General features: G+C 73.6%; 18 protein-coding genes. 9 read left to right on the forward strand and 9 right to left on the reverse strand.

Annotation, left to right across the window (positions count from 1 at the left end; genetic code table 11):
* Positions 1-55 precede the first annotated feature (55 nt).
* Positions 56-2,026 (reverse strand): amidase family protein, encoded by a 1,971-nt coding sequence (locus tag V2J63_RS05600; protein ID WP_331230021.1) that lies wholly within the window; start codon positions 2,024-2,026, stop codon positions 56-58.
* Between the two features lie 158 nt (positions 2,027-2,184).
* Between V2J63_RS05600 and V2J63_RS05605 the strand changes: the two genes are divergently transcribed.
* Entirely contained in the window at positions 2,185-3,009 is an 825-nt protein-coding gene (locus V2J63_RS05605; RefSeq protein WP_331230022.1) for an SDR family NAD(P)-dependent oxidoreductase, read from the forward strand.
* Positions 3,010-3,120: 111 nt separating this feature from the next.
* On the opposite strand, the gene V2J63_RS05610 is transcribed toward V2J63_RS05605, so the two are convergent.
* Positions 3,121-3,279, reverse strand: a complete 159-nt coding sequence (locus V2J63_RS05610) for a hypothetical protein (protein WP_331230023.1) — start codon at positions 3,277-3,279, stop codon at positions 3,121-3,123.
* A gap of 301 nt (positions 3,280-3,580) precedes the next feature.
* On the opposite strand from V2J63_RS05610, the gene V2J63_RS05615 reads away from it, so the two are divergent.
* Positions 3,581-4,135 carry a CueP family metal-binding protein gene (locus V2J63_RS05615; RefSeq protein ID WP_331230024.1) on the forward strand — a complete coding sequence of 185 codons (555 nt, stop codon included), beginning with the start codon at positions 3,581-3,583 and terminating at the stop codon, positions 4,133-4,135.
* A 145-nt stretch (positions 4,136-4,280) separates the two neighbouring features.
* On the opposite strand, the gene V2J63_RS05620 is transcribed toward V2J63_RS05615, so the two are convergent.
* The gene (locus tag V2J63_RS05620) at positions 4,281-5,222 is read right to left on the reverse strand and encodes a cytochrome b/b6 domain-containing protein (protein WP_331230025.1); all 942 of its coding nucleotides are present in this window, start codon (positions 5,220-5,222) and stop codon (positions 4,281-4,283) included.
* Positions 5,223-5,517: 295 nt separating this feature from the next.
* On the opposite strand from V2J63_RS05620, the gene V2J63_RS05625 reads away from it, so the two are divergent.
* Positions 5,518-5,895: a VOC family protein gene (locus tag V2J63_RS05625; RefSeq protein ID WP_331230026.1), complete on the forward strand. Its 378-nt coding sequence runs from the start codon at positions 5,518-5,520 to the stop codon at positions 5,893-5,895.
* Between the two features lie 16 nt (positions 5,896-5,911).
* On the opposite strand, the gene V2J63_RS05630 is transcribed toward V2J63_RS05625, so the two are convergent.
* The 6 genes from V2J63_RS05630 to V2J63_RS05655 all read right to left on the reverse strand — a co-directional run bounded on the left by V2J63_RS05630 (position 5,912) and on the right by V2J63_RS05655 (position 12,780).
* Positions 5,912-6,979, reverse strand: a complete 1,068-nt coding sequence (locus tag V2J63_RS05630) for an Rv2578c family radical SAM protein (RefSeq protein WP_331230027.1) — start codon at positions 6,977-6,979, stop codon at positions 5,912-5,914.
* A gap of 82 nt (positions 6,980-7,061) precedes the next feature.
* Complete coding sequence (locus tag V2J63_RS05635; RefSeq protein WP_331230028.1) at positions 7,062-8,861, reverse strand: ABC transporter ATP-binding protein; 1,800 nt, start codon at positions 8,859-8,861, stop codon at positions 7,062-7,064.
* Positions 8,858-9,766 carry an ABC transporter permease gene (locus V2J63_RS05640; RefSeq protein WP_331230029.1) on the reverse strand — a complete coding sequence of 303 codons (909 nt, stop codon included), beginning with the start codon at positions 9,764-9,766 and terminating at the stop codon, positions 8,858-8,860. Before V2J63_RS05640 ends, V2J63_RS05635 begins: the two co-directional genes overlap by 4 nt.
* Positions 9,763-10,713, reverse strand: coding sequence for an ABC transporter permease (locus V2J63_RS05645; RefSeq protein WP_331230030.1), 951 nt, complete (start codon positions 10,711-10,713; stop codon positions 9,763-9,765). Before V2J63_RS05645 ends, V2J63_RS05640 begins: the two co-directional genes overlap by 4 nt.
* A complete protein-coding gene (locus V2J63_RS05650) occupies positions 10,713-11,171 on the reverse strand; it encodes a nuclear transport factor 2 family protein (protein WP_331230031.1) in 459 nt (152 codons plus the stop codon). Before V2J63_RS05650 ends, V2J63_RS05645 begins: the two co-directional genes overlap by 1 nt.
* A gap of 1 nt (position 11,172) precedes the next feature.
* Positions 11,173-12,780 carry an ABC transporter substrate-binding protein gene (locus tag V2J63_RS05655; protein WP_331230032.1) on the reverse strand — a complete coding sequence of 536 codons (1,608 nt, stop codon included), beginning with the start codon at positions 12,778-12,780 and terminating at the stop codon, positions 11,173-11,175.
* Between the two features lie 570 nt (positions 12,781-13,350).
* Between V2J63_RS05655 and V2J63_RS05660 the strand changes: the two genes are divergently transcribed.
* From V2J63_RS05660 to V2J63_RS05685, 6 genes are all read left to right on the forward strand, one after another.
* Entirely contained in the window at positions 13,351-13,707 is a 357-nt protein-coding gene (locus tag V2J63_RS05660) for a YciI family protein (RefSeq protein ID WP_331230033.1), read from the forward strand.
* 123 nt (positions 13,708-13,830) lie between these two features.
* The gene (locus V2J63_RS05665) at positions 13,831-15,069 is read left to right on the forward strand and encodes an RNA polymerase sigma factor (RefSeq protein ID WP_331230138.1); all 1,239 of its coding nucleotides are present in this window, start codon (positions 13,831-13,833) and stop codon (positions 15,067-15,069) included.
* Positions 15,070-15,149: 80 nt separating this feature from the next.
* Positions 15,150-15,773 (forward strand): TetR/AcrR family transcriptional regulator, encoded by a 624-nt coding sequence (locus tag V2J63_RS05670; RefSeq protein ID WP_331230034.1) that lies wholly within the window; start codon positions 15,150-15,152, stop codon positions 15,771-15,773.
* Positions 15,770-17,446 carry an MDR family MFS transporter gene (locus tag V2J63_RS05675; protein ID WP_331230035.1) on the forward strand — a complete coding sequence of 559 codons (1,677 nt, stop codon included), beginning with the start codon at positions 15,770-15,772 and terminating at the stop codon, positions 17,444-17,446. The genes V2J63_RS05670 and V2J63_RS05675 overlap by 4 nt, the downstream gene beginning before the upstream one ends.
* A 265-nt stretch (positions 17,447-17,711) precedes the next feature.
* On the forward strand, positions 17,712-18,482 hold the full coding sequence (locus V2J63_RS05680) for a cyclase family protein (RefSeq protein ID WP_331230036.1): 771 nt from the start codon (positions 17,712-17,714) through the stop codon (positions 18,480-18,482).
* A complete protein-coding gene (locus V2J63_RS05685) occupies positions 18,482-20,239 on the forward strand; it encodes a thiamine pyrophosphate-binding protein (RefSeq protein ID WP_331230037.1) in 1,758 nt (585 codons plus the stop codon). The genes V2J63_RS05680 and V2J63_RS05685 overlap by 1 nt, the downstream gene beginning before the upstream one ends.
* Positions 20,240-20,250 lie beyond the last annotated feature (11 nt).

Below are 20,250 nucleotides of genomic sequence, written 5' to 3' on the forward strand. Positions count from 1 at the left end.
GACGCGCCCGCGCAGGGGCGGCCGCTGCGCGACCGCCCCTGCGCGTGGTCAGACGTCAGCGCGTGGCCGCGAACCGCCGCGTCCCGGCGATGACCGCCCCGCCGAGGAGCAGGAGACCTGCGCCTGCGCCGACGAGCGCACCCGGCACCGTCGCACCCGTCGACGGGAGCGAGCCCGGCCCGGAGGCCCCGGGGCGTCCGCCCGTGCCGCCGGCGCCACCCGCGCCGGCTCCGTCCGTGCCGTCCCCGGTGCCGCCGGTCGGACCGCCGTCACCGGCGGGCGGGCCGTCGGGGCTCGGGGTCTCGTCGGGGCTCGGGGCCTCGCTCGGCTCCTCGCTCGGGGCGGGGGAGCTGGGCTCGGGGGCCGGCGTCGTCGGGGTCGGCTCCGGAGTCGTCGGCTCCGGCTCCGGCTCGGGCGCCGGGGTCTCGGCGTCGTCGGCGTCGGTGCACTCCTCGTCCCACACGCTCGGCGTGCTGATCGCCGTGCAGCGGAAGAGCGTGGGGTTGATCGTCTCGGGCGAGCGCCACAGCTGCGTCGCCTGCTCGAAGTCGTAGGCCAGGGCGAGGAGGCTCTCCTCGGTCCACTCCGTGCCGAGGAAGACGAGGCCGGTGGGCCGGCGGTTCGCCTCGGCGTAGCCGTTGGGGACGATGACCGAGGGGTAGCCGGCGCGGGCGCCGAGACCCGTTGTCGCCGAGGCGGAGACGATGGCGTCGAGGTCGCCTCCCTCGAGCACCGAGTCGATCGCCGCGCGGGTCTCCGTGATGCCCTGGTCCCGTGCGGCCTCGTACTCGGCCAGCTGCGCCGGGTCGCCGAGGTCGACGGCCTCGGACTGGATGAGCGTGGTCTGGCCGAACTTGAGCGCGTCCTGGGCGTGCGCCTCGTTGTACTGGATGATGTCGGCGAGCGACTGCATGGGTGCGTCGTCCGGCAGCCGGTCGAGGTAGGCGTTGAGGTCACGCTTGAACTCGAGCGCGAGGATGTTGGGCGCGGTGGTCCCGGTCATCGTCACCGGGACGAGGGTCGCGCCCTGCTCCTCGAGCTCGGCGAGCGCGGCGTTGTAGAGCGCGTCCTCGTTCGCGACGACGCCGAGGCGGGCGCCCTCGAGCGCCGTGTCGGACAGCGCGGCGCGGTAGTCGATGCCGGGGCTCGGGTTGCCCGCGGTCGCGGGGTCCTCCGCGTCGACGGCCGTCATGGCGGTGAGGAGGGCGGCCGCGTCGTCGACGCTGCGCGTCATCGGGCCCGCGGTGTCCTGGCTCGCCGAGATCGGGATGATGCCGGTGCGGCTCACGAGCCCGACCGTGGGCTTGATGCCGACGAGCGAGTTCGACCGCGCCGGGCTGAGGATGGATCCGGACGTCTCGGTCCCGATGGTCAGCGTCGCGAGGGCGGCGGCGCCGGCGGACCCGCTGCCGGCGCTCGACCCGCTGGGGCTCTGGCTCGCGTCGTAGGGGTTGAGGACCTGGCCGCCGAGGGAGCTGTAGCCGCCGGGCATCCCGTTCGTCATGAAGTTCGCGAACTCGGTGAGGTTGGTCTTGCCGAGGATGACGGCGCCGGCCTCGCGCAGCTGGGTGACGAGGGGGGCGTCGCCGGCGGGGAAGGAGCGCGCGAGGGCGACGGAGCCCGCGGTGGTCGGCATGCCGGCGACGTCGATGTTGTCCTTGACGAGCACGGGGACGCCGTGGAGCGGACCGCGGACCGTGCCGGCCGCGCGCTCGGCGTCGAGGGCGGCGGCGTCCGCGAGGGCCGCGGGGTTGACCGAGCGGACCGCGTTGAGGTGCGGGCCGTGGACGCTGAGCGCGTCGATCCGCTCGAGGTACGCCTCGGCCAGCTCGACCGAGGTGAACGACCCGGAGGCGAGGCCGGCCTCGACCTCGATGAGGCCCGCGGTCGCGAGGTCGAGGGGGAACGGCTCCTCGTCGGCGAGGGCCGACGACGGCGCGAGCGTCGCGGCGGCGAGGATCCCGGCGGCGAGGCACGTGGTGAGGCGCGTGCGGCGTCGCGCGCGAGGGACGGTACTGAGGTCCACTGGGGTTCCTTCCGGACGGTGAGTGCGCCGACCCGGCGCGGGGGCCATCGGACCACCGCGGTGTTGAGCGGCTGTGTCGCCGGCGTTACAGCGGCGTGACGCCGCCGGGGCCCGGGCGCGGCGCGCACACGAGCGTGCGTGTCCGTAGGGTCTGCGTCATGCGCACCATCGTCATCACCGGCGCCAGCGACGGGATCGGCGCTGCCGCCGCCCGTGAGCTCAGCGACGCCGGGAACACCGTCGTCCTCGTCGGTCGCTCGCCGGAGAAGACCGCGGCGCTCGCGGACGAGCTCGGCCAGCCGCACCACGTCGCCGACTTCGCCCGCCTCGACGAGGTCCGCGATCTCGCCGACGAGCTTCGCACGACGTACTCACGCATCGACGTCCTCGCCAACAACGCCGGGGGAATCATGGCTGAGCGGGAGACGACGGTCGACGGCAACGAGAAGACCCTCCAGGTCAACCACCTCGCGCCGTTCCTCCTCACCCACCTCCTCATGGACGTCCTCGAGCGCTCGCGCGCCACGGTCATCGCGAGCTCGAGCGCGGCTGCCCGCGCGTTCGGGCGGCTCGACCTCACCGACCTCGACAACGCCCGTGCCTACAGTCCGAACAAGGCCTACGGTGACGCCAAGCTCGCGAACATCCTCTTCACCAAGGAGCTCCAGCGCCGCCACGGCGAGCACGGGATCGCGGCCGTCGCGTTCCACCCGGGGATGATCGCGACGAACTTCGCGGCCGGCTCGACCTCACCCATGCGGTTCCTGTACCGCACCCCGCTCAAGCGGCTCCTGCGCGGTGCCGAGAAGGGCGCCGACCAGCTCGTCTGGCTCGCCCGGGGCGCGCCGGGCCGCGACTGGGAGCCGGGCCAGTACTACGAGCGGCGCAAGGCCGCCCGGACGAACCCCCAGGCCGACGACGCCGCGCTCGCCCGCGGCCTGTGGGAGGCGAGCGCCGCGCGCGTGGGTGTCTACGAGGACTGAGAACGGCGTGCCGGTCCCGTTGGGCGCGCGGCCGCCCGGGGCGTGCGCGCACCGCCGGAGCTCGTCGTCGACGTCGGCGGCGAGGAGCCGTGGACGGGCACACCGCGCGGTCTAGGAGACGCTGCTCCCGAGGAGCGAGGCAGCTACCCACCCGATGACGAACGCCTTGCCACCCGCCAGCCGGCGCTCACGCCCTGGCGTGGGTCCCCGCCTCCAGGCGGGCACGGGTTCGAGGACGAGGAACGCGACGATGACCGGTGGCACGGCCACGATCATCCAGAACCACGCCCACCTCGTCGCAAGGCGCGGTCGCGGTCCGCCCACGAGGAGGCCTCGCGCGGGGGTCCCCAGGAGGCGATCGTGGACACGACGAGGACGGTCGCGAGCACGAGCCGGACGGCGAGCGCGACCGGCCCGGACTGGGCCACCAGCCTCATGTCCGGCGCGAGCCCGCTGCGCTCCCCGAGGACCTTCTGGCATGCCTGGAGACTAGGCGGCAGGGCGCGCCGTGTCGGCGACACCGGGACCATGGGCCCGAACCGGGCACGCCGCCATTTGTAACACTGGACCCATGAAGCGACTGACGACCGTGACCGCCGCCCTCGCACTCGGTGTCCTCACCGGATGCTCGGCACAGACGCCGAGCCCCGCGGACGCATTCCTCACGCAGCACGACCTCGGCGGCATGGAGCCGTCGGAGATCGTCGAGCACCTCGACAGCCTCGGCGTTGCCGAGCGCCCGACGGAGCTCATGGCCTCGGTGCGCCCGGACGAGCTGCTCCTGTCGGACGGCGTCGAGGAGGTCAGCCTCGCGCTGCCCGAGGACGAGTTCTACCTCTCCCTCGCCCCGTACGTGGAGCAGACGCACGACTGCTTCTTCCACAGCCTGACGACGTGCCAGGGCGAGCTCGTCGGCGAGGACGTCGAGGTGACGGTGCTCGACGACGCCGGTGAGGTCATTCTCGACGAGGCGATGACGACGCAGGAGAACGGGTTCGTCGGCATGTGGCTCCCGCGGGACGTCACGGGCACGATCGAGGTCACCGCCGACGGCCGCACCGGCACCGTCCCGTTCTCCACGGACGACGACGGCGCCACCTGCCTCACGACGCTCCAGCTCGCCTGAGCGCGAGAGGCGCCGGGCCTACCTACGAGCTCCCAGGGGTGTGCGGGGCGCACCTGTGTCGGCCGCGTAGCAGCGAGCGGCCGGGGTGCCCAGTGCCTCCGGCGTGGCAGCGCCTACGGGTGACCGCCACCGCCGGGTCCGGCCGCTACCGCGAGACCTTGCCGGTGAGGGCGGCGACCGGCTGTGTGAAGACCGGCTTCGCGAGCACCCACGCGGCCACCATGACGATGACCGAGCCCGCGAAGTAGGCGAGGCCCAGCCACCCGCCGTCGTCCCGGGCCGCGTACATGTGGTTGAGGTTGTCCATCGCCCCCGTGGCGAGGACGAGCGCGACGTGGCTGACCGTGAACGCGACGAAGTAGATCATCACGGGGAAGTGCAGCGCCCGGGCGAGCCCGATGGGCAGCACCCGGTTGAGCGCCCCGTTGTCCTTCGGCCAGCCGGGCGACATCCGCAGGCCGCTGAGGACGGCGAGGGGCGACGCGACGAAGACGGTGACGAAGTACGTGAGCTGCTGCAGCGCGTTGTATGTCACCCACCCGTCCTCCGTCGGCCAGTCGAGCGAGGCGTACTGGACGAGCACCGAGAGGGCGTTGGGGAAGACCGACCAGTCGGTCGGCACGATCCGCATCCACTGCCCGGTCGCGAAGAGCAGGACGACGAACGCGAGCCCGTTGAGGACCCAGAAGAGGTCGACGGCGAGGTGGAGCCACAGGTTGAGCGAGATCTTCGCCGGCTTGCCCTTCGTGCGGAACCGGCCGGTGTTGTGCCGCTGCCAGTGCCCCTTCTGCCGTCCGCCGGCGTGGATGAGCCAGCCGGTGCGCACGAGCAGGACGAGGAAGAACGCGTTGAAGAAGTGCTGCCACGCCAGCCACCCCGGGATGCCCTCCGGGGTGGCGTCGGGCTGCGGGGCACCGCCGGGGTAGTCGGCCATGAACGAGGCGACCGCCGGCAGGTCCCGGACCCACCGTGCGAGGAGGACGACGGCGAGGAGCCCCACCAGCGCGGCCGGCACCGCCCAGGCCAGCGTGCGCCAGCGGCTCGGGGACTGCTTCTTCGACGTCGTCACTGCTGCGGCATCCTTCACGGGAGGGAACGGTGCGAGGCACGGGGCGTGCGGGACCGCGCTCGACGGTCGGCGAGCCACGCGCCCGAGCCACCCTATTGCGTGGGGCGGGTGCGGCTGGGCGGGGCGCCCCGGTGCTACTGCGGCACGTCCACGGGGCGAGGCGGGCGGGCAGCGTGTCGCCCACGTCGGGCGGACGCGGTGGCGCGGGACGGACGGCGGCCGAGGTCTGGTCCTCGCGCTGGTCGCGCTCCTACGATGACGGCGTCACCGCCGACGCCGACCGGGCGCCGGCGGCCCGGACGTGGAGGTTCCCATGACAGGCCTGGTGATCCACTTCGAGATCCCGTTCGACGACAAGGAACGGGCCAAGCGCTTCTACACCGACGTCTTCGGCTGGCGTCATGACGAGATGCCCGGGCTCGACTACGTCGGCGTGTCCACCGGCCCGTCCGGCGAGGACGGGATGCCGAGCGAGCCCGGGTACATCGGAGGTGGGATGACGGCCCGCGACGACATCAACGCGGCCCCCCTCATCACGCTGGCGAGCGCGGACATCGACGCGGACCTCGCCCGCGTGACCGCGCACGGCGGTGAGGTCGTCGCCGGGAGGAGCGCGGTGGCGGACATGGGCTACGCCGCCTACTTCAAGGACTCCGAGGGCAACGTCGTCGGGCTCTGGGAGAGCGCCTGAGCGACGCGGCCCGGGCTCAGAAGAGCGCGTGCTGCATGACGGCGTCGGGGGCGCTCGGCGGCAGGAGCGCGGCGGGCGGCGCCATCGCCTCGGCGCCCGCCCGCTCGGCGTCCGCGACCTCGCGCAGCCGGGAGCTCCCGGCGAGGCCGTGCCGGCGCAGCAGCGGGCGGGTCCGCTCGCGCAACCAGTCGCGGTACTCGGTCGAGACGTAGGACCCGCGCCCGTACAGCCGGCGGTACCCGGCCACGAGAGCGGGCCGGTGCGTGCTCAGCCACTGCATGTACCACTCGCGCACGCCCGGCCGCAGGTGCGCGGGGAAGGCATGGGCGGAGCTCGCGCCGGCCTCGGCGACGGCGGCGAAGAGGGCGTCGAGGTGGCTGCGCGAGTCCGTGAGCCAGGGCAGGACCGGGGCCACCATGACGTGGCACTCGAGCCCGGCGTCGCGGATGGAGCGGATGAGGTCGAGGCGGGCGCGCGGCGTCGGCGTGCCCGGCTCGACGAGTTGCTGGAGCTCCTCGTCGAGGATGGCGAGGGAGACGCCGAGGGAGACCGGCACGCGCCGCGCCGCCTCGACGAGGAGCGGGAGGTCCCGCCGCAGCAGCGTCCCCTTCGTGAGGATCGACAGGGGCGTGCCGGACTCGGCGAGCGCGCTGATGATGCCCGGCATGAGGCGGTAGCGCCCTTCCGCCCGCTGGTAGGGGTCGGTGTTCGTCCCGAGCGCCACCTGCTCGTGGGTCCACGACGGCTTCGCGAGCTCGCGCCGCAGCACCTCGGCGGCGTTGACCTTGACGATGATCTGGGAGTCGAAGTCCGCGCCGGTGTCCATGTCGAGGTAGCGGTGGGTCGAGCGGGCGTAGCAGTACGTGCAGGCGTGGCTGCAGCCGCGGAACGGGTTGACGGTCCACCGGAACGGCATGCTCGACGCCTCGGGGACCTTGTTGAGCACCGAGCGGGCGGCCACCTCGTGGAACGTGATGCCGGCGAACTCCGGTGTGCGCACCGTGCGCAGGAGCCCCGCCATCCGGGCGAGGCCCGGAAGCGCCCCGTCCGTCTCGCTCGTGATCTGCTGCCCGTCCCACCGCATGGCGAGAGTCGAACACGTGTTCTACCGGCTGTCAAGGGCGCCGCGCGGGTGCGCCCTCCGGCGCGCTGGGCCGGTGATCGGCTCACGTCGCGACCCGCCGGCCCGGGATAGCCGCGAGCAGCTCGCGGGTGTACTCGTGCTCGGGGCGATTGAAGACGTCGTCCGCCTCACCGACCTCGAGGAGCTCGCCCGCGCGCATGACGCCGATGCCGTCGGACACCTGACGCACGACGGCGAGGTCGTGAGAGATGAACAGGTACGCCAGGCCGAGGTCGGACTGGAGATCGACGAGCAGCCGGAGGATCTGGGCCTGCACCGAGACGTCGAGCGCGGAGACGGGCTCGTCGAGCACGAGCAGCCGGGGCCGCAGCGCCAGCGCCCGAGCGATCGCCACCCGCTGGCGCTGACCACCCGAGAGCTCGGCGGGACGGCGCCGGGCGGCCTCGGACGGCAGGGCCACCTGATCGAGCAGCTCGCGCACCCGAGCGCGGCGCTGCGCCGTGGTTCCGACCCGGAACGCACGCAGCGGCTCGGCCACGATGCGCTCGACCGTGAACCGGGGGTCGAGCGAGGCGTACGGGTTCTGGTAGACGATCTGCATCTCCGCGCGGAGCTTGCGGAGCGGCTCGCCCCGGACGCTCGTGACGTCCTGCCCGCCGAGCAGCACGCTGCCCGACGTCGGGCGCTCGATCATCATCGCGATCCGCGCCGTGGTCGACTTGCCGGAGCCGGACTCGCCGACGAGGGCGAACGTCTGGCCCGCTGGGATGGAGAAGGAGACGTCGGCCACGGCGCGCAGCACACGGGACGACCCGCCGTCCGGCAGCGGGAACTCCTTGACGAGCGAACGGACCTCGAGCACCGGGGCGGAGGCACTGCCCGCGGCCCCGGGCGGGCGCGTCGCGCCCGCCCTCCCGGCGCTCCGGACTGCGACGCTCGGGCCCGTGGCGGCCGCACCGGCGGCGGTCGGGTCCGTGGCGGGGGCGCTGGCGGCACCCGAGCCCGCGGCCGGCGCCCCGCCGCTGCTCGCGCGCGGGCGCGGCTGGATCCGCGTGCTCGACATCGACGGCGCCGCCGCCAGGAGCTGCCTCGTGTAGGGGTGCTCGGGGGCCCCCAGCACCTCGGTCGCCACCCCCGTCTCGACGACGTTGCCGTCGCGCATGACGACGATGCGGTCGGCGCGGTTGGCGGCGACGGCAAGGTCGTGGGTGATGAACAGGACGGCCGTGCCGGAGCGAGCCGTGACGTCGGCGAAACGGTCGAGCACGGTGCGCTGCACGGTGACGTCGAGCGCCGAGGTCGGCTCGTCGGCGATGACCAGCGGCGGCTCGCACGCCAGGGCGATGGCGATGAGGACGCGTTGCCGCATCCCACCCGAGAGCTGGTGCGGGTACTGCTGTGCCCGTACGGCCGGCTCGGGCAGGCCGGCGAGCCCGAGCAGCTCGACGGCGCGCTCGGCGGCTCCGGTGCGCCCGGCGAGCCGGTGGATCCGCAACGCCTCGGCGACCTGGTGGCCGACACGGTGCACGGGGTTGAGGGACATGCTCGGGTCCTGCGGCACGAGCCCGATCTGTGCACCGCGCACCCGTGCCATCGCCCGCGGGGCGAGCGCCGTGATGTCGCGGTCCCGCAGGAGGATCTGCCCGTCCGTCACCGCCCCGTTGCCGGGCAGGAGGCCGATGACGGCGTGGGCGAGCGTCGTCTTGCCGGACCCCGACTCGCCGACTACTGCGAGCACCTCCCCGGCGTGGACGTCGAGGTCCACGCCGTGCACCACCTCCTGCAGGCCGCTCCGGCCGCGGTACGCGACGTGCAGGTCGCGTACCCGGAGCAGGGGTGCTGCCGCGCCGGTCGATCCGTCCGCCCGAGCCTGCGTCGTCATCGTGTCCCTGCCGTGATGGCCCGCGAGAGCCGGTTGAAGGAGAGCACGACGGCCACGATGACGAGGCCCGGCAGCGTCGAGAGCCACCACGCGCCGGCGAGGAAGTCGCGCCCCTCGGAGACGAGGACGCCCCACTCCGGCGTGGGCGGCGGCTCGCCGTAGCCGAGGAAGCTGAGCGAGGAGACGGCGAGGATCGCCGTCCCGAGCTCGAGCGTGGCCAGCGAGATGATCGGGCCGGCGCTGTTGGGCACGACATGACGAAGGAGGACCGAGGGCCACCGGGCGCCACTGGTGAACGCGGCCTCGACGTAGAGGGACTCCCGCACCCGCAGCACCTCGCTGCGAGCGACGCGGGCGAAACCTGCGATCCCGGCAACCCCGACGGCGACCGCTACGCGTATGGTCCCGAAACCGAGCGCGGTGACGATCATGAGGGAGAGCAGGAGGCCGGGGATGGCGAGGAGGACGTCGACGGACCGCATGACGACGTCGTCGACGACCCCGCCGATGAAGCCGGCGAGGAGTCCCAGCGTCGTCCCGACCGTGAGCGAGATGGCCACCGCCAGGACCGTGGCCTGGAGCGAGAGCCCCGCGCCGTGGACCATGCGCGCGTAGAGGTCGCGCCCGGTCTGGTCGGTGCCGAACGGGTACTCGCCGCTGGGCGGGGAGAACGAGTCGCTCGTCACGCCGACGAGCGGGTCCGCCCCGGTGAACCACGTGGGGAACAGGGCCCACAGCACGGCGAGGACGACGACGGCGGCGGAGACGACCAGCCCCGGCGTCACGAGCCTCCGCCACCGGTCGCTGCCGGTTCGTGGCCGGCGACGCGGACGCCCGGCACCGTCGGGGCCGCTGGCCGGTCCGGTGCCCGCCAGGTCCTGGGAGACGGCGACGACGTCGCTCATGCGGCTGCCCTCCGGCGGGTGACGATGCGCGGGTCGATGAGGGGGTACGCGAGGTCCACGAGCAGGTTGACGACGACGAACACGACCGCGGAGAGCACCACGAGGCCCTGGACGAGCGGGATGTCCTGCTCGGTGACGGCGGTCTGCAGGAGCCGCCCGATCCCGGAGCGGGAGAACACCGTCTCCACGACGACCGACCCGGCGAAGGCGTTGCCGATGACGAGGCCCACGATGGTGAGCGCGGGGATGGTGGCGTTGCGGAGCACGTGCACGAGGTGGGTGCGCAACCGAGAGGCGCCCTTGGCCTGGACGATCTCCACGAACGGCTGGCGCCACGTCGCGACGAGCGACCCGGCCAGCACCTGCGCCACCACCGCGCCGGTCGGCAGCGCCAGCGCCAGGGCCGGGAGCACGAGCGAGCCGAAGCCGGTGTTCCCGAAGGCCGGGAACCACCCCAGCCGGAAGGAGAACACCTGGAGGAGCATGAGCCCCGCCCAGAACGTCGGCACGGCGATGCCCAGCGGCGGCAACGACAGCAGCGCCTCACGCAGCCATGCGCGACGCAGGTAGGTCGCCAGCACCGCCAGCGCGGCGCCGCCGAGCAGACCGATGCCCAGACCGAGTCCCGCCAGCTTGAGGGTCTCCGGCAGCGCCTCGGTGATGGCGGCGACCACGGGGGAGCCGGAGCGGATGGACATGCCGAAGTCGCCCTGCACCGCGGCGACCAGCCGCTGCCCGTACTGGACGGGCAGCGGCTGGTCGAAGCCCAGCTCCGCGCGCAGGTCCGCCTCGGCCTGCGGGTCGACGTACGTGGCCTGGCCCCCGGGGTTGAGCATGATGGAGACCGGGTCCCCAGGGAGCATGAAGAGGATGACGAAGCTCACCGTGAACGCCGCCCACAGCACCAGGGCCGCCTGTGCGAGGCGGCCGAGCAGGTAGCGACCCATCAGTCGGTCGCGGCCCGCCAGTCGATCTCCTCGACGTGGAACCACTTGACGTGCGCCGTGCGGCGGGTGATGCGCCAGCCCTCCTCGGTGCGCCGCAAGTCGTCCTCGTACCAGCCACCCCCACGGTTCCAGCGCGCCCGCCCGGGCGTCTCGACCCGCTCGAAGGTGTTGAGGATGTACTCCGACCGCGCGGTGGCGCCGTCCCCGTCCACCTCGATGAGCGTGTTCGTCAGCAGGTGCTGCCCGGCCGGGATGCGCGCCTCGTTGGCGTCGAAAGTCGCGCGTGCCTCGGCGATGCTCTGCACTCCCAGGCCGACGGGCGTGAAGTCGAGGACGGCGTCGGGCGTGAAGGTGCGGTCCCACTCGGCCCAGATCCGCTGGTCGAGCCCGTAGGAGTAGCGGGTGATGGTGTCGGTGATCTCCAGCCGGTCGGAGATCTCGGTGAGGGAGAGCGGCATGTCAGTCCTCCAGCCAGGTGTCGTACAGGTCGAGTCGGGTCGAGGCCTCGAGGGAGGCGTCCTTGACGGACGAGGAGAAGGCGAAGACCTGCGCCTGCTCGACGAGCGGGATGGCGTGCGTCTCCTCGATGATGATCTGCTGCGCCTGCGCCGCCGCCTCGGCGCGGGCGGCGGGGTCGAGCGTGGTGGACATGGCGCTCAGCACGTCGTCGAGCGGGTTCGGCGCCAGGCGCGGCACGTTGGTGTACTCGGTGGAGAAGATCGCCTTGAGCACGTCCGGATCGGCGCGCGTGAGGTTGTAGCCGGCGAGGTCGTAGTCGCCGCTGGCCTGGATCTCGACGTACTGGGCGGCGTCCACCTCGCGGATCTGCAGGTCCACGCCGACGGCCGCGAGCTGCTGCTGGACGAGCGTGCTCTCCACGCCGCCGCCGAGGAGCGAGATGCTCAGCCGTTGGCCGTCCTTCACCCGGATGCCGTCGTCACCGAGTGCCCAGCCGGCGTCGTCGAGCAACGTTGCCGCGCCGTCGGCGTCGAAGGAGAGGTCCGTGGAGAGGTCGACGTACCCCGGCGTCGTCGAGCCGAGGACGGACGTGGCCACCGGGTAGCGCTCGTTGTAGAGGGTGTCGACGATCTCCTGCCGGTCGATCGCGAGCTGGAGTGCCCGCCGCACGACCGGGTCGGCCATGATCGGCCGCTGCTCGTTGGGGATGAAGCTCGTGACGACACCGGGGTTCGTGACGGCGAGCAGGGAGTACTCGCCGCCGTCGAACTGGTCCTGGTCGACCGGCTGGACGTCCTGGACACCCTGGACCTGCCCGGACCGGAGGGCCCCCGTGCGGACCGAGGCCTCTGTGATGATCTGGAGCACGACGGAGTCGAGGTACGCCTCGCCCTCGTGCTGGGCCAGCGCGCTCGGCCAGTCGTACCCCTCCCGCTTGGTCAGGGTGATGGACTCGTCCGGCACGTAGTTGTCGATGACGAACGGGCCGGACCCGATGAGGTCACCCGCGCACCGCTCTTCCGGCGTGAGCGCGAGAGTGGCGGGGGACAGCAGGCCGAGCGTGATCGTCGCGCTCGCCTGGAGGAACTGGGCGTTGGGCTCGTCGAAGGTCAGCTCCACCGTGGTCGGGTCGACGACCTCGGTCGAGCTCAGGCCGTCGAGATAGGTGGAACCGAGCAGCGAGCGGGCGCCGAGCCCCTGGATGCCGTCGAAGTTCGCCTTGACCGCCTCGGCGTCGACCGGCGCGCCGTCGGAGAAGGTCGCGCCCTCCCGGAGCGTGAAGGTGAAGACCGTGCCGTCCTCGGAGGTCTCCCACGACTCGGCCAGCCAGGGCTTGATCTCCCCGGTCTCCGGGTCCTGCACGGTGAGCGAGTCGGTGATCTGGCGCCCGACGGTCATCGTGATGCCCTGGGCGAGCTGCTGCGGGTCGAGGCACCCGGGTGAGATGGAGGCGCCGAAGGTGAACGTGCCCCCGGCGCGGTCGGCCCCGGTGGCGGCGTCCGTGGCGCCGTCATCGGTGGTCGCGTCGTCCGCGCCACAAGCCGTGAGGGTGAGGGCGAGGGCAGCGGCGAGCAGCAGCCCGATCGGGCGGGAAGGGCGTGGGGACACGTGGGTTCCTTGGTTCGTTGTGCCGACGCTCCGCGAGGACCGACGAAGGCGCGGACGGCTGCGGAAGCGCGGGGACGTGCATGGGACGAGGCCGACGTGCGCCGGGCCCGGCGACGGGCACCGCGCGCGGTCGCCGACGATCGGGCGCTGTCAGCGACGAGAAGCGCCGGAGCGGCGCGGTCAGGAGCGAGGAGGTGCGTGCGGCGTCGGTCAGCGGCGCGCGCGGCGCGGGCCGGGCGTACGGCGCAGGCCGGGCGTACTCAGCGGGACGGCAGACAGCGCTGGCTGCAGGCGCGACCGAGGTCGAGCCAACGACGCTCAGTGAGGCGGATCACAGTCCACATGGCGCTGACGCTAGCGGCGTCCGGGGGCGTCGGGGGCCGTGTCCGCGTAGTGGACCAGACGCCGCGGGCGTCTCACGCCGCGTTCCCTCGCCCACGCGGCGCCGCCCCGCGCGAGCGCTCGCACCCTGGACGCGGCGCCGCCGCCGGTGTCGAATTCTCGGTACGGCGTTCGTACAGAGGGTGAGAGGCCGGCACGACGCCGGCCACCGGCACACGGAGGTGCACCATGTCCCAGTACCTGCTCAGCGTCATCGAGCCCGTCGGCCCCACCCCGCCCGCTGAGTTCCTCGAGCCGGTCATGGCGCGGCTCGCCGTCATCAACGACGAGATCAAGGCCGCCGGCGGCTGGGTGTTCTCCGGTGGCCTCCACGGGCCCGAGACGGCCACGACCGTGCGCCCCGGCGACGGCGGCGAGGTGCTCGTCACCGACGGCCCGTTCGCCGAGGGCAAGGAGCACCTCGGCGGGCTCTCCGTCGTCGAGGCACCCGACCTCGACGTCGCCCTCGGCTGGGCCAGGCAGATCTGCGAGGCGAGCGGGCTGACGATCGAGGTCAAGCCCTTCCGCTACGCGGACGCCGGCTGAGGCGTGGCCGGGCCGCGCGCGCGGGCCGGGCCCGGTGCGCCGCGCGCGCCCGGGCCGAACTCCGGTCCGCGGTCCGTGCTCGCACCTGCGGCCGGCTCAGGTGCTGAGCCGGCACCGGCGGTCGTGCCCGGCCCGGGCGCTGCGCCCGGCGCCGCCGCCGACGTCGAGCGCGTCTTCCGCGAGCAGTACGGCCGCGCCGTCGCCGTCCTCGCCCGCCTCCTCGGCGACATCGGCCTCGCCGAGGAGGCGGTGCAGGACGCGTTCGTCACGGCCGTCGAACGCTGGCCCGCGACGGGCGTCCCGCCCAGCCCGGCCGCCTGGATCATCACGACCGCCCGGAACAGGGCGATCGACCGGCTGCGGCGAGAGTCCACGCGCGAGGCCCGGCACGCCGCGTCTCACCTGCTGTACGCCCGCGACGAGCCGGGGGAGGAGAGCACCGTGCGCGACGACCAGCTTCGCCTCATCTTCACGTGCTGCCACCCGTCCCTCGCCCGGGCAGCCCAGGTGGCCCTCGCCCTCCGTCTCCTCGGCGGCCTCACGACGCCGGAGATTGCCCACGCGTTCCTCGTCCCCGAGCCGACCGTCGCCCAACGCATCTCGCGCGCCAAGGCGAAGATCCGGGACGCGAACATCCCGTACCGGGTGCCGGGCGAGGCGGAGCTCCCCGACCGGCTGCCCGCCGTGCTCGGCGTCGTCTACCTCGTCTTCAACGAGGGGTACGCGGCGACGTCCGGCGACGACCTCGTGCGCCAGGACCTCTGCGCGGACGCGATCCGGCTGGGCCGTCTCCTCGCCGAGCTGATGCCGGACGAGGAGGAGGTGCTCGGCCTCCTCGCCCTCATGCTCCTCACCCACTCCCGCCGCGCGGCGCGCACGGCAGCGGACGGCGCCCTCGTCCCGCTCGGCGAGCAGGACCGGCGCGCCTGGGACGCGGACCTCGTCGCCGAGGGGCAGGCCCTCGTGCGCCGGTGCCTGCGGCGCAACCGGCCCGGGCCCTACCAGCTCCAGGCAGCGATCAGCGCGGTCCACAGCGACGCCCCGCTGGCCGCGGACACCGACTGGGTCCAGGTCCTTGCCCTCTACGACCAGCACATGGCGAGGGCGCCGAGCCCGGTCGTGGCGCTCAACCGGGCCGTCGCGCTCGCCGAGGTGCACGGTCCGGCCGCTGCGCTCGCCGTCGTCGACGCGCTCGACCTCGCGGGCTACCACGTGCTCCACGCCGTCCGTGCCGACCTCCTGCGCCGTCTCGGTCGCCCGAGGGAGGCGGTCGCGGAGTACGACGCGGCGCTCGCGCTCGCGGGCAACGCCGCCGAGCGGAGGTTCCTCACCCGCCGGCGTGCCGAGGTGGCAGGAGGCTGACGAGGAGCACGACGGAGAGGGTGGCCGACGTCACGACGCGTGCACTGGTGCAGTCATTGCATGAGTGCAACCATTGCCGCATGAGTTCTCCCTCTACCTCGCTGCGCGAACGCCGGAGGTCCGAGACGTGGATGTCCATCCACGAGGCCGCCGCGTCCCTCGCCCTCGAACGGGGTCTGGAGAACGCGACGGTCGAGGCCGTCGCCGAGGCGGCGGGTGTCTCGCCCCGGACCTTCTTCAACTACTTCGCGACGAAGGACGACGCGGTGCTGGGGATGCGCCAGCCCGTGCTCGAGCCGGCGCTCGTGGACGAGCTGAGGCTCGACCACGACGTCCTCGACCAGGTCTCGCGCCTGCTCCTCGCGGTGTACCGCAGCGCCTTCTCCGGCACGGACGTCGCCCGCCGCCAGCGGTTGGTCAGGGACAACCCGCGCCTGGGTGAGCGCCGGCGAGAACTGATGGCGGGAGCCGAGGACCTCGTCCGCCAGACGCTGACCGACCTGCTCGGCGCGCACCCCGACTGGTCGGCCGGTCTCGGTCAGCACGCGGTCGAGGACGTCGCGCGCATGCTCGTCATCCTCGCCGCCGTCCCGCTGCGCTCGGCGATCCAGTCACCCGACCACGACGCGGCGGCGGGCCTCACGCCCGAAAACCTGGCGTCGTCCCTCTCCCTCCTGCACCAGCTCCTCGGAAAGCTCTCATGACCTCGACGACCACCAGCCGGCGGACCGAACTGGGCGCCGGCACCCAGCACGTCGGCCTGCTCTTCGCGGGCCTCATGCTGTCCATGCTGCTCGCGTCGCTGAACCAGACCGTGCTCAGCACCGCCCTGCCCACGATCGTGGGGGAGCTCGACGGCGTGAGCCAGATGCTCTGGGTCATCACCGCCTACATCCTCGCCTCGACGATCATGATGCCCATCTACGGCAAGCTCGGTGACCTCATGGGTCGCAAGCCCCTGCTGCTCGCGGCGATCGTCCTGTTCATGGTCGGGTCGGTCGTCGGCGGACTCGCCGACGGGATGAGCGCGCTCATCGTCGCCCGGGCGATCCAGGGGCTCGGTGGCGGCGGGCTCATCATCCTGTCCCAGGCGACCATCGCCGACGTCGTCCCGGCGCGGGAGCGCGGGAAGTACATGGGCGTCATGGGCGCCGTCTTCGCCGTCTCCTCGGTCGCCGGGCCCCTGCTCGGCGGCTGGTTCACCGAGGGCCCCGGGTGGCGCTGGGCGTTCTGGATCAACATCCCGCTCGGGCTGCTCGCGCTCACCGCCGGGCTCGTCTTCCTCAAGCTGCCTCGTCACCGCGGCCGCATCCAGCTGGACATCGGCGGCATGGCGCTCCTGGCGGTCGCGACGACGTGCCTCGTGCTCGTCACCTCCTGGGCCGGGCACACCTACGACTGGACCGACCCCGTCATCCTCGGCCTCGCCGCCGCCACCCTGCTGACCGCGGTGGCGTTCGTCTGGGTCGAGCGCCGCACGGCCGAGCCGATCCTGCCGATGCACCAATTCGCGCAGCGGAACTTCAACCTCACGACCGTGGCCGGGCTCCTCATCGGCGTCGGCATGTTCGGCGCCATCGGGTACATGCCGACGTACCTGCAGATGACCTTCGGCGTCGACGCCACCGGGTCCGGGCTGCTCATGATCCCGATGATGGGGACGATGCTCGTCACCGCGACCGTCACCGGCCAGCTCGTCTCGCGCACCGGGCGCTACAAGTGGATGCCGATCGCGGGCAGCCTGCTGCTCGCGCTGGGCCTCGTGCTGCTCTCCACCCTCACCCCGGACCTCGGCGTGTGGCACGTGTGCGTCTATGTCGGCGTCGTGGGCCTCGGACTGGGGATGTCCATGCAGATCCTCGTGCTCATCGTGCAGAACACCTTCCCGCTCCGCGAGGTCGGGACCGCGACGGCCTCGAACAACTACTTCCGCCAGATCGGGGCGACCCTCGGCTCGGCGCTCGTGGGGAGCATCTTCACTGGTCGCCTCGCGAGCCTGCTCGCGGAGCGCCTGCCCGCCGGGGCGGCCGGCAGCGTCACGGGCGGCGGCACGGAGTCGCTGACCCCCGCCGTGGTCGCCGGCCTGCCGGAGGCGATCCGTCAGCCGATCCTCGAGTCCTACAACGACGCCCTGACGCCGATCTACCTCTGGATCGCGCCGCTGGGCCTCATCGCGGCCGTGCTCCTGTGCTTCGTCAAGGAGATGCCGCTGGCCACGAGCCTGGACCACGAGCCGGCCGCCGACGCGGTCCTCGTGGGCGACCCCGTCGCCCCGGCCGAGGCAGCCCCGCGTGCAGGCGACCCGGCGACGGAGGCGGCCGAGACGGCCTCTCGCGGCAGTGACGAGCCGGTCGCCGCTCCGACGACGCGACGCTAGCTGGCACCCCACCTCCTCGCCCGGCCCCCGAGAGACGACGCGGGGAGGGTGCCGGCCCCGCGTCGTGGCCCGGCCTGGGGGACGACGCCGGGAGCGCGGCCCGTCCCCCGCGCCGCCCGCCCCGGGGGACGGCGCCGGGCACGCTGCCCGGCTCCGGTGTCGGCGGCCGTGGCACGTGGGGAACCGTCGTGCCGAGGGCGCCGCGAGCGCCCGGTCGATGTGCCACGCTGGGCCGAGCAACCCTCGCGTCGAAGGAGACACACCCATGCCCGTGCTCGCCGAGCTGCTCACCGCCCTGCGCTCCGGCGCCGTCGAGGTCGTCGACCTCACCGCGCCCCTCACGCACGAGACCCCGATCCTCGAGCTGCCCGAGCAGTTCGGGCAGACGGCGCGCTTCACCCTCGAGGAGATCTCGCGCTACGACGACCGCGGCCCGGCCTGGTACTGGAACAACTTCCGCACCGGGGAGCACACCGGCACGCACTTCGACGCGCCGAACCACTGGGTGAGCGGCAAGGACGGAGCCGACATCGGCTCCGTGCCCGCCGCGGACCTCGTGGCGCCCGCCGTCGTCCTCGACGTCACGGCCGAGGTGGCGCAGGACCCGGACTTCCTCATCGAGGTCGAGCACATCCGCGCGCTCGAGGCCGAGCACGGCCCGCTGCCCGAGGGCGGTTGGCTCCTGTGCCGCACCGGCTGGTCCGCGCGCACCACGCAGGAGGACATGCTCAACAACGACGACGACGGGCCCCACAGCCCCGGCATGTCCGCCGAGTGCGCCCGCTGGGTCGCCGAGGAGAGCCCGCTGTGCGGGATCGGCGTCGAGACCGTCGGCACGGACGCCGGCGCGGCGTCGGGCTTCGACCCGATGTTCCCGTGCCACTCCTTCCTCATGGGCAACGGGAAGTACGGGCTCGCGCAGCTGCAGAACCTCGACCGGCTGCCCGTCACCGGCGCCGTCGTCGTCGCCTCGCCGCTGAAGATCGTCGGCGGGTCCGGCTCGCCCGCGCGCGTGCTCGCCCTCGTCGAGCGCTGATGCGCGTCGCGGACGCCGTGGGGCGAGCCCTCGTCTCCGCGGGCGTCGACCACGTCTTCGGCGTCGTCGGCTCAGGGAACTTCCACGTGACGGCGGCGATGGCGGCCGCGGGCGCGCGGTTCGTCGCCGCACGGCACGAGGGCGGCGCGGCGACGATGGCCGACGCCTATGCCCGCACGGCCGGGGGCGTCGCCGCGCTCACCGTCCACCAGGGCTGCGGCCTGACGAACGCGATGACCGGCATCGCCGAGGCGGCAAAGTCCCGCACCCCGCTCGTCGTCCTCGCGCCGCAGGCGACCGTGACGACGTCGAACTTCTACGTCGACCAGGACGCCCTCGCGCGCGCCGTCGGGGCGGTGCCCGTGCGGGTCACCGACCCCGCGACGGCCGCCGCGGACGCCGTCGCGGCGGTCGCGCTCGCGCTCCACGAGCGGCGCACCGTCGTCCTCAACCTCCCGCTCGACGTCCTCGAGGCCGACGACGGCGGGGGAGCGGCCGAGCCCGCGGCGCCCGGTGCGCTTCCCGAGACCGCTCCGCCCGCCGAGACCGCTGCGCCCGCCGAGCCGGTTGCACCCGGCGAGCCGGCGGGCGACTCGGTGCCCCGGGAACCCGCCGCAGCCGCCATGCCGCCCGGTCCCGTGCCGGAGACGCCCGCGCCCGACGACGTCGCCCGCCTCGTCGCGGCGCTCGCCGGGGCGCGCCGGCCGGTCTTCGTCGCCGGGCGGGGCGCGCGCTCGCCCGCGGCCCGCGACGCGCTGCGCGACCTCGCCGAGGCCGGCGGCGCGCTGCTCGCGACGTCCGCCGTCGCGAAGGGGCTCTTCCACGACGACCCGTGGAGCCTCGACGTCTCGGGCGGCTTCTCCTCACCGCTCGCCGCCGAGCTCATCCGCGGGGCGGACCTCGTCGTCGGGTGGGGCTGTGCGCTGAACATGTGGACGATGCGCCACGGCCGGCTCATCGCACCCGGCACCACCGTCATCCAGGTCGACGACACGCCCGAGGCGCTGGGGGTGCACCGCGCCCTGACGTTCGGCGTCGTCGGGGACGTCGCGGCCACCGCCCACGCCGCGCTCGCGGCCGTCGACGCGGGCGCCGCGCGCCCGGCCCGCCGGTACCGCACGCCCGAGGTCCGCGCGCGGCTGGACGCCGAGCTGCGGTGGCGCGACGTGCCGTTCGCCGACCTCTCCGGCGCCGGGCGCATCGACCCACGCACCCTGACGATCGCCCTCGACGACCTCCTGCCCGCCGAGCGCATCGTCGCCGTCGACTCGGGCAACTTCATGGGCTACCCGAGCATGTTCCTCGAGGTCCCCGACGAGGAGGGCTTCTGCTTCACCCAGGCCTTCCAGTCCATCGGGCTCGGCCTCGCGACCGCGATCGGGGCGGCGCTCGCGCGGCCCGACCGGCTCCCGGTCGCCGCCCTCGGCGACGGCGGGGCGCTCATGGGTGCGGCCGAGCTCGACACCGTCCGCCGGCTCGGCCTGCCCATGGTGGTCGTCGTCTACAACGACGACGCGTACGGCGCGGAGGTCCACCACTTCGCCGGCGAGGACGTCGGCACGGTGACGTTCCCGCCGACGGACGTCGCCGCGATCGGATCCGGGTACGGGTTCGACGCCGTGAAGGTCCGCGAGGTCGCCGACCTCGGTGCCGTGCGCGCGTGGCTCGCCGGCCCGCGCGAGCGCCCGCTCCTCGTCGACGCCAAGGTCGTCGCGGACTCACCCTCGTGGTGGCTCGCGGAGGCGTTCGGCCACTGAGCGCCGTGACG

Source organism: Georgenia wangjunii, from assembly GCF_036421975.1.
GTDB lineage: Bacteria > Actinomycetota > Actinomycetes > Actinomycetales > Actinomycetaceae > Georgenia_A > Georgenia_A wangjunii.